The following is an 8,720-nucleotide window of genomic DNA, read 5'->3' on the forward strand; positions in this document are numbered from 1 at the left end:
TGGCGACCGGCAGCTGGGGCCTGTGGGCGGCCGACGTCGGCCGCTCGACGGCGCTCAGCGCGGCCGGTGGCGGGCTGCTCGGCGGCGGCACCGCCGCGCTGGTGCGGCGCTGGCCCCGCCGCTGGTGGCTGCCGGGAGCGGGCCTCGGGCTCGGAGCGTCGGCGGCGCTGACGTTCGTCGCGCCGATCCTGATCGAGCCGCTGTTCGGCCGCACGACGCCGCTGCAGGACCCGCGGCTGGTCGCCGACGTCCAGGAGCTCGCGCGGCGCGCCGGGGTCCGGGTCGAGAAGGTGCTGGTCTCGGACGCGAGCCGCAGGACGACCGCCGTCAACGCCCACGTCAGCGGCGTCGGGCGCTCGCGACGGGTCGTCTTCTGGGACACGCTGCTGCAGCAGTTCTCCGGCCGCGAGGCGCGGGTCGTCGTGGCCCACGAGCTGTCCCACGTCGTCCACCGCGACATCCCGCGCGGGCTGGCGCTGCTGGCGATCGTGATCGGCCCCGCGACGCGCGCGACGGCGGTCCTGGCCGAGGCGCTGACGCGGCCGGGCGCCGGCCACCCGGACGGCCGCGGCGGCGCGCTGCCGGTCTCGGTGCCGGCGGTCTTCCTGGCCTCGAGCCTGGTCGGGACCCTGCTGGCGTCCGCGTCGGGGCAGCTCTCGCGGGCGATCGAGCGGCGGGCCGACGACGACGCCCTGCGCTGGTCGCGCGATCCCGCCGCGATGGTCGAGTTCCAGCAGAAGATCGTGGTCTCCAACCTCGGCGACCCCGACCCGCGCGGGCCGGCGCGGCTGATGCAGCTGCTGCTCGGCACCCATCCGACCACGCTCGACCGGATCGCGGCCGCGGTCCGCTTCGCGACCGAGGCCGGGATCCCGCTGCCCTCGCCGCGGCCGCCGGTGCTCGGGCCCGGCGACGGTGGAGCGCGCTGAGTGCGGGTCACGGTGATCGCCGTCGGGCGCACGCGGGCGCCCTACCTCGACGACCTGGCGCACTACGAGAAGCTGCTGCGGCCCTACGTCAAGCTCGACGCGATCGAGCTGCGCGACGACGCCGACGCCGAGCAGGTGACGCGTCGGGTGCCGGAGCGGGCGCACTGCGTGCTGCTGGCGATCGACGCGCCGACCCGCGACAGCGTCGCAGCGGCGACCTGGCTGGAGCAGCGGCGGGCGAGCGGTCGCGACCTCTGCTTCGTGATCGGCGGCGCCGACGGGCTCGACCTGGCGCGGGCCGACGAGCGGCTCTCGTTCGGCCCGATCACGCTGCCGCACCAGCTGGCGCGGGTGATCGTGCTCGAGCAGCTGTACCGCGCCCACCGGATCCTGCGCGGCGAGCCGTACCACCACTGATCGTCGATCAGGGCGCGAGCGCGTCGGCGACCGCCAGCACGTGGGCGTCCGGCTCGGGGTCCTCGTCCAGCGACCAGACCGCCGACAGCACCGCCTGGACGTAGCTCCAGCCGCGGATCCGCTCCTCGGCGAAGCCGGTGGCGGCGGCCAGCCGGCGGCAGCGGCGCTCGGCGAGCCGGGCGACCTGGGGCCCGAGCGTGAGCGGGTTGTAGAGCAGGGCCGACGGCTCGTAGGTCGCGTCGCCGCGCAGCCCGTGCGGGTCGATCGCCAGCCAGCCGCGGCGCTGGTCGAGCAGGACGTTGTCGTGGTGCAGGTCGCCGTGCAGCAGGACGTCGGGCCCGGCGCTGTCGAGCAGCTGGCCGGCGACGCGGGTGGCGGTCGCGACGACGGCGCCCGGCAGCGGGTCGTGGCCGTCGTGCGCGGCGCGGTGGACGTCGAGGTCGGCCAGCCGCTCGCGCAGCGTCGGCATCGCGGCGAACGCCGGGTCGGCGACCTGCTCGGGGCGCTGGAAGCCGGCGATCACGGCGGCGATCGCGTCGCAGGCGTCGTCGTCGCGGGCCGGCGCCAGGTCGGCGAGGAGCGTGCCCGGCTCGATCCGCTCCAGCAGCAGCGCGCCGTCGGCGGGCGCGGCGTCGTGCAGCCGGGCGGCCCCGCGACCGTCGGCCAGCCGCAGCCACCGGGCCTCGTCGTCGAGCACGCTGAGGCCGGGCGGGGCCAGCTTCAGGACGCAGCGGCGGCCGTCGGCCCGATCGGCCGCGGCGACCCAGTTGTAGCTCAGCGGGTAGGGGCGGACCGGTCCCAGGTCCCAGGTCCGGCGCCACCGCTCGACGATGCCGGGCAGGTCGTCGAGCCAGCCGCGAGCGGCCTCGCCGTGGACGGAGAGGACGCGGTGGCGGAAGGCGGGATCGGCGGCGGGGACGGGGGACATGCCTCCATCCTGGCGCGAACGGGGAGCGGACCAGCTCGAACCGGGTGCCGTCGGTCCGCCCCGCCCGCCCCCGAGGCTCCTGGCGTCCTATCGTGTGGGGGACCGTGACCGACGCAACGATCGCCTCTCCGCTGCAGCGACTCCGCACCGTCCTCGACGACGCGGTGCTGAACGTCACCGGGGGAGAGCGTCCGCGGTCGGCGCCGTCGCTGGAGCGGCCGAAGCAGGCGGCGCACGGGGACTTCGCGACCAACGCGGCGATGCTGCTGCCGAAGATCGTCGGCGCGGCGCCGCCGATGATCGCGGAGCGGCTGACGGTCGCCCTCCAGGAGCACCTCGGCGACGCCCTCCGCGAGGTCGAGGTCGCCGGTCCCGGGTTCCTCAACCTGCGGCTGTCCGACGCCTGGCTCGACGCGGCGCTGGCCGACGTGGTCGCCGCCGGCGAGCGGTTCGGCGCCGCCGGCGTCGCGGTGCCCGAGGCGATCCACCTGGAGTACGTCTCCAACAACCCGACCGGCCCGGTCCACATCGGCGGCGCCCGGGGCGCGGCGTTCGGGTCGGGGCTGGCGAACCTGCTGGACTTCCACGGCCATCGGGTCCACCGCGAGTACTACGTCAACGACTTCGGCAACCAGGTGGCGCTCTTCGGCGCCTCGCTGCAGGCCCGGGCGCGGGGCGAGGAGCCGCCCGAGGAGGGCTACCAGGGCAGCTACGTCGCCGACGTCGCCGCCGAGATCCCGGATGCCGCCACGCGGCCGGTCGACGAGGTCGCCGTCGCCGGGATCGCGCTGATGGTCGCCCGCCAGAAGGCCTCGCTGGAGCGCTTCCGGACGACCTTCGACCGCTGGTTCAGCGAGCGCTCGCTGCACCAGCCGCGCGATCCCGCCGAGGGCTCGGCCGAGCCGCGCCCGAGCGAGGTCGACGAGGCGTTCGGCGTGCTCGCCGAGCAGGGCCGCTCGTTCGAGCAGGACGGCGCGCTGTGGCTGCGGACGACCGAGTCCGGCGACGACAAGGACCGGGTGATGCGGCGGGCCGACGGCCGGCCGACCTACTTCGCCTCCGACGTCGCCTACCACTACGACAAGCGCGTCCGCGGCTTCGACCGGGTGATCGACGTGCTGGGCGCCGACCACCACGGCTACATCCACCGGTTGAAGGCCGCGTTCGTCGCCCTCGGCGGCGACGAGGATCGGATCGAGATCCTGATCACCCAGTTCGTCAACCTGTTCGAGGACGGCGAGCGGGCGAAGATGAGCAAGCGCGCCGGCGAGTTCGTCGCGCTCGACGAGCTGGTCGACGACATCGGGGTCGACGCGGCCCGCTGGTACCTGCTGGCCCGCTCGCACGACACGACGATCGACCTCGACCTGGCCGAGGCGCGCGAGCAGTCGCAGGAGAACCCGGTCTACTACGTCCAGTACGCCCACGCGCGGATCCGCTCGATCCTGCAGCGGGCCGCCGACGGCGAGGTCACCGGCGCGCGCGAGGGCGACGACGAGGCCGACGCCTCGACCGCGATCGTCGACGGCGAGCGCGAGCTGCTGCTGGCGCTGCTGGCGTGGCCGGACGAGGTCGCCGAGGCGGCCGACCGGCGGGCGCCGCACCGGATCGCGACCTACGCGCTGGCGCTGGCGCGGCAGTACTCGGCCTTCTACCGCGACTGCCCGGTGCTGGCCGCGGGCGTCCCGGACGAGGTCCGGGCGCGCCGGCTCGACCTCTGCCGCGCGACCGCCGCGGTGCTGGCGGCGGCGCTGGGGATCCTCGGCGTCGACGCGCCCGAGCGGATGTAGCGCACGCGCCCCGGCCGGTGACGGCCCGGGGCGCGTGGAGCGGTCGCCTAGGGGTTGAGCTTCGCGACCCGGGTGGCAGTGATCACGCGATTGCGGGCCGTCGCGCCGATGTCGCTGACGCAGACCAGGTCGACGAGGCCGCCGTCGGAGACGCCCGACAGCGCGATCGTGCCGCTGAAGACCGCCAGCGCACGGGTGCTGGTCGATCCCTGCGACGTGGCCTGGCCGCTGTCGCGCAGGGCGCAGCGGACCAGCGCGCTGTTGGCGCTGTTGGAGCCGACCTCGACGCTGCTGCTGAGGATGTAGTCGCCGTCCGGCAGCGTCAGCTGGGCGACGCGATCGCCGCCGTTGAACTCGCCGGCGTTGAGCGAGATCGCCGTGCTGGCCGAGGTCGTCGTGGCGAAGCCGTTGAGCGCGGTCCCCGTACCCGGCGTGCCGGGGGTGCCGGGGGTGCCCGGGGTTCCGGGCGTGCCGGGCGTGCCCGTCCCGACGGCGGGCAGCTCGCCGGCCTTGAAGTCCTTGCGCAGCAGCGACCCGTTCCTGATGTCGCTGGACTTGATCGAGTCGTTCTTGATGTCGCTGGAGGTCAGCGAGCTGTTCTTGACGTTCTTGCCGGTGATCGTGATCGCGGCGTAGCTGGTGCCGCCGAGCGCGACGAACAGCGCGAGCAGGGACAGGACGTTGGCGAACCGCAGGCTGCGGCGAAGACGGTGGAGCATGGTCGACCCTTCGTGCGTGGCCGGCATGGCCGGCCTGATGATCTGGATGCACGCCACCGTAGAACGGGCCGCATGAAGCCCACGTGAACTGCGCGGGGACGGCCGCTCACGTCGGGACGCACGGCGAGCCTATGCCGTGGGACCTGCGACCACATCGGGGTCAACCCCGAGATCCGCGCTACTGCTCGAAGAGCGCGAACACCCCGCCGACGCCGAGGCTGTCGGCGAGGTTGCGGGCGTCGGCCGCCAGCCGGGTCATCTCGTGGTTGGCGACGATCCAGCCGACGACCAGCAGCAGCACCCCGCCGATCGCGGTGATGATCGCGTAGTGGTCGCGCAGCACCCGCGCCGCGGTCGTGACCCGCTCGAAGGCGAGGGCGGAGGCGACGAACGGCACCGCCAGGCCGAGGCCGTAGAAGAGCAGCAGGAAGGCGCCGCCGCCGACGCCGCTCTGGGCCGCCGCCGCGGTCAGGATCGCGCCGAGGATCGGCCCCGTGCACGGAGTCCAGGCGATCGCGAACGCCATCCCGGCGATGACCGGCCCGCCGCTGCCGGCCTTGCGCAGCAGCACCTCGGGGCGCAGCGTGCGGTTGAGCCAGGGGACGAACGGGGTCAGCAGGTAGATCGCGCCCATCGCCATCAGCAGCGCCCCGGCGACGACCTCGAGCGTGTACTTGCTGTGGGCGAGCGGGGCGCCGACACCGGTCGCGAACATCCCGAGCGCGACGAAGACCAGGATGAAGCTGAGGCAGAAGAGCGCGGCCGGGCCGAGGATCGCCCCGGTCCGGCGCTCGCTCGTCGGCCGGATGCTGGCGCCGCCGGTCAGGACCGACAGGTAGCCGGGGACCAGCGGCAGCACGCAGGGCGAGGCGAACGACAGCAGCCCGGCGGCGAAGGCGGCGAAGATCGTGGGGTCGGCGACGGTGGCGAGCGGCACGGCGGGCTCAGCGGTAGCGGGCCAGGTCGGCGTCCAGGCGCTGCTGGTCCGCATCGGTCGGCGGGGTCGGGGAGGGGGCGGTCGGATCGAGCGGGCCGTCGCCGGTCGGCCCATCGGGGTCGACGGCGGGGGGCGTGGCCGCATCCGCCTGGTCGCGGCGGCGGCGCCAGCGGCGGACGAGCACGGTCAGCAGTCCGGCGGCCACGAGCGCACCGAGGGTCGGCAGCAGCCAGCGCAGCAGCCGGACCGTGTCGTCGGGCGGGTCGATGAGGACGCTCTCGCCGTAGATCGCGACCATCCGGTCGACGACCTGATCAGCGCTCAGGCCCCGTGCCGCCAGCCGCTCGATCTCGTCGCGCTCGCGGTTGGCCTGGGTCGCCTCGGACTGCTCGAGCGGCGTGTTGCAGGTCACGCACATCAGCCGCGACTCGACCTCGCGCTCGACCGCCTGGCGGTCGGCGGCCGACGGCGGGGCGGCGACGGCGGGGGAGACGATCGCGGTCAGCGCCAGGACGGCCAGCAGCAGCGCGACGATCGCCGCGCCGACGGGCGACCGGAGGACGCCGGCGGCCGGCCGGGTCGCGATCGACGGGGCGGCGGCGGTCATCGCGCCGGCAGCCCCTCGGCCGGGACGCCGGCCTTGGCCAGGGCCTGGCGCAGGAAGGCGACGTCGACCTCGCCCCGGCGCAGGGCGCGGATCCGGCCCTCGCGGTCGAGGACGATCGTCTCGGGGACCTGGAGGGCGCCGTAGTCGGTGGCCAGCTTGCTGCCGGGGTCGCCGAGCGACGGGTAGGTCATCCCGTGCTTGCGCGCAAAGGCGGTGCTGTCCTCGGGCGTGTCGCGGTTGGTGACCCCGAGCACGGTGCCGGCGCCGGCCTTGCGCAGCGCCCGGTGGGTGCGCTCCAGCAGCGGCGCCTCGGCCTCGCAGGGGATGCACCACGAGGCCCAGATGTTCAGGACGACGACCTGGCCCCGGTAGTCGGCGACGCGCTTGGTGCCGGGCGCGCCGACCTGCGGCAGGACCCGGTCGAGCCCGGGCGCGGCGACCACCTTGCCGGCCTGGATCTGGGCGTCGATCGTGTCCCGCTGCTCCTCGCCCTTGCCCGGCCGGGCCATCGCGTAGACGAGCAGCCCGATCAGCGCGACGGCGAGGAACGCGAGCAGCAGCGGCACGGCGGAGCGACGCATCGCCCCCGAACGGTAGGGCCTGCCACGTTTTCACGTGGAGTCGTGGTCGGCGCGACCGGGCGGTCGCACTCGCGCGCCCGAGTGCCAGGGCGACCCGATCGCCGCCCGCGCGATATCCTCGCCGGACCGTTGCGGCGGTAGCTCAGTTGGTAGAGCATCAGCTTCCCAAGCTGAGGGTCGCGAGTTCGAGCCTCGTCCGCCGCTTCTGGATGGAGCCCCGGTCCCCGGACCGGGGCTCCTTCCGTTGAGGCGATTCGGCGGAGTCGGATCGCCTCCCCGCCGCGGGCCCGGGACCGGCCCGCGGATGGATCAGGGGGCGGCGGACGCATCCGCCGCCCCCTCCCCGCCAGCTGTGTGTCAGCGCTTGGCGAGGTCTCGGCACGTGAGTATGAGAATGCACACTCACGGGCAAGTGCAAGCTAGCGCGTTGGTCGCGCGTGGTCCAGTGCGACCTCCGTACGTCAGTGGAGTGATGCTCATTGCTACCTACATCGAATCTCACGCGGTAGGAGTTTTCGGGTAGCGTCGCTCAATGGTGGGAAGTTCCTGAATCAGCAGTGCTGATCGGGAGATGCGGGGCATCGACGCCATTTGGGCGAACCCCAACACCAAACGTTCGGGCGAGCGCGCGTCGGTGGTGTGGACCATGACGTCCGTTGACTCCCGGATCCACCACCATCGACGAGAGTCAATCCCGCTGGACCCGATTTGGATTCTAGAGTGTCTCCATCGTGCTCGATCCCATCTTGCGTCGCCACCCGGGGGATCGACGCCTTCGAGTCCGCGCAGCCGTGGTGGGGCTGCTGCTCCTCACCGCGTTCGCGTCCGCCGGTCCGGCGGCGCATGCCGAGCGGATCGGTCTCAACGGCCAGCAGGTCGTCACCGACATGGACGCCAACCCGGCCCGGTCGAGCCTGCTGATCGGCACGGCGGCGGGGATGGGCGCGAGGGAGCTCCGGATCCCCGTCGGCTGGGGCTGGATCGAGCGGACCGCGCCGACCACGAGCGGCGGCACCCTCGTCCACAGCTACGACTGGAGCTCCTACGACCGAACCCTGCTGGCGATGGCCCGGCGCGGCATCCGGGCATGGGCAGACCTCGACGGGACGCCGAAGTTCGAGGTCCCGTCGAGCTGCTGGCGCGGCGGCCAGGGGGTCGGGATGCCCGCCCACCCCAGCTACTACGGGGCGTTCGCGAAGGCGTTCGTCGCCCGCTACGGGCCGGGAGGAACGCTGTGGGCGGCGAATCCCAGCGTGCCGGCGCTGCCGGTGACGAGCATCGAGCTGCGCAACGAGCAGAACCACCCCTACCGCTGGTGCCCCAACAACCCGAACGGCGCGCAGTACGCGCAGCTCGTGCGCTCGGTGCTGACGGAGCTGGGGCCCGGTCGCTCGGTGCGGGTCGTGACCGGCGGGCTCTACCCGTTGTACGACTACCGCGCCGACGCGACCGTGCCCGACGTCGAGTACCTGAAGCAGATGCGCGACGCCGACCCGACGATCCTCGACGACGTCGACGCGATCGGCCTCCACGACTACGCCAACCAGGCCGGCGGGTCGTCGAGCTACAGCGCGTTCACCAACGGCGCGATGGTCGAGCTGGCCCTCACCCGCTGGAAGATGATGATGGCCGGGATCCCGCCCTGGAAGCCGATCGCGGTCACCGAGACCGGGATCTCCGGCATGCCGACGCTGACCCTGCTGGGCATCATCACCATCAGCGCCGACCTCAACGACGGTGCCCGCGGCCAGGCGATCGTCGACGCCAGCCGACGGATGCTCGCCGCCGACTGCGGCGTCGACACCGTCCAGG

The 8,720-nt window shown here is 73.9% G+C and carries 9 protein-coding genes and 1 tRNA gene; 5 read left to right on the top strand and 5 right to left on the bottom strand.

From position 1 onward, the window contains the following. The coding region (locus PAI11_RS15370) for a M48 family metalloprotease (protein ID WP_086000363.1) at nt 1–929 on the top strand (929 nt) is incomplete at its 5' end. Next, the gene (locus PAI11_RS15375) at nt 930–1,346 is read left to right on the top strand and encodes a 23S rRNA (pseudouridine(1915)-N(3))-methyltransferase RlmH (RefSeq protein ID WP_007576423.1); all 417 of its coding nucleotides are present in this window, start codon (nt 930–932) and stop codon (nt 1,344–1,346) included. 7 nt (nt 1,347–1,353) lie between these two features. Here PAI11_RS15375 and PAI11_RS15380 read toward each other — a convergent pair whose 3' ends face one another. After that, nucleotides 1,354–2,274 carry an aminoglycoside phosphotransferase family protein gene (locus PAI11_RS15380; RefSeq protein WP_007576424.1) on the bottom strand — a complete coding sequence of 307 codons (921 nt, stop codon included), beginning with the start codon at nt 2,272–2,274 and terminating at the stop codon, nt 1,354–1,356. A gap of 104 nt (nt 2,275–2,378) precedes the next feature. Here PAI11_RS15380 and argS point away from each other — a divergent pair, with 104 nt between their 5' ends. Then, a complete protein-coding gene (gene argS, locus PAI11_RS15385; protein ID WP_007576425.1) occupies nt 2,379–4,064 on the top strand; it encodes an arginine--tRNA ligase in 1,686 nt (561 codons plus the stop codon). 47 nt (nt 4,065–4,111) lie between these two features. On the opposite strand, the gene PAI11_RS15390 is transcribed toward argS, so the two are convergent. From PAI11_RS15390 to PAI11_RS15410, 4 genes are all read right to left on the bottom strand, one after another. Further along, nucleotides 4,112–4,783, bottom strand: a complete 672-nt coding sequence (locus tag PAI11_RS15390; RefSeq protein ID WP_007576426.1) for a hypothetical protein — start codon at nt 4,781–4,783, stop codon at nt 4,112–4,114. A 178-nt stretch (nt 4,784–4,961) separates the two neighbouring features. Continuing rightward, nucleotides 4,962–5,720: a cytochrome c biogenesis CcdA family protein gene (locus tag PAI11_RS15395; RefSeq protein WP_007576427.1), complete on the bottom strand. Its 759-nt coding sequence runs from the start codon at nt 5,718–5,720 to the stop codon at nt 4,962–4,964. A gap of 7 nt (nt 5,721–5,727) precedes the next feature. Continuing rightward, complete coding sequence (locus PAI11_RS24580; RefSeq protein ID WP_007576428.1) at nt 5,728–6,327, bottom strand: cytochrome c-type biogenesis protein; 600 nt, start codon at nt 6,325–6,327, stop codon at nt 5,728–5,730. Beyond that, nucleotides 6,324–6,908, bottom strand: coding sequence for a TlpA family protein disulfide reductase (locus tag PAI11_RS15410; RefSeq protein ID WP_007576430.1), 585 nt, complete (start codon nt 6,906–6,908; stop codon nt 6,324–6,326). The genes PAI11_RS24580 and PAI11_RS15410 overlap by 4 nt, the downstream gene beginning before the upstream one ends. A gap of 131 nt (nt 6,909–7,039) precedes the next feature. On the opposite strand from PAI11_RS15410, the gene PAI11_RS15415 reads away from it, so the two are divergent. After that, nucleotides 7,040–7,112 (top strand) — tRNA-Gly (locus PAI11_RS15415). A 590-nt stretch (nt 7,113–7,702) separates the two neighbouring features. Next, nucleotides 7,703–8,720, top strand: a 1,018-nt coding sequence (locus PAI11_RS15420; protein ID WP_040600540.1) for a hypothetical protein, incomplete at its 3' end; no start/stop codon positions are given.

Origin of the sequence: Patulibacter medicamentivorans, assembly GCF_000240225.1 — a bacterium.
GTDB lineage: Bacteria > Actinomycetota > Thermoleophilia > Solirubrobacterales > Solirubrobacteraceae > Patulibacter > Patulibacter medicamentivorans.

Excerpts from the sequence above, each read along its gene's own strand:
- PAI11_RS15380 (WP_007576424.1), bottom strand. The coding sequence starts at position 2,274 with ATGTCCCCCGTCCCCGCCGCCGATCCCGCCTTCCGCCACCGCGTCCTC.
- PAI11_RS15410 (WP_007576430.1), bottom strand. The coding sequence starts at position 6,908 with ATGCGTCGCTCCGCCGTGCCGCTGCTGCTCGCGTTCCTCGCCGTCGCG.
- PAI11_RS24580 (WP_007576428.1), bottom strand. The coding sequence starts at position 6,327 with ATGACCGCCGCCGCCCCGTCGATCGCGACCCGGCCGGCCGCCGGCGTC.
- PAI11_RS15390 (WP_007576426.1), bottom strand. The coding sequence starts at position 4,783 with ATGCTCCACCGTCTTCGCCGCAGCCTGCGGTTCGCCAACGTCCTGTCC.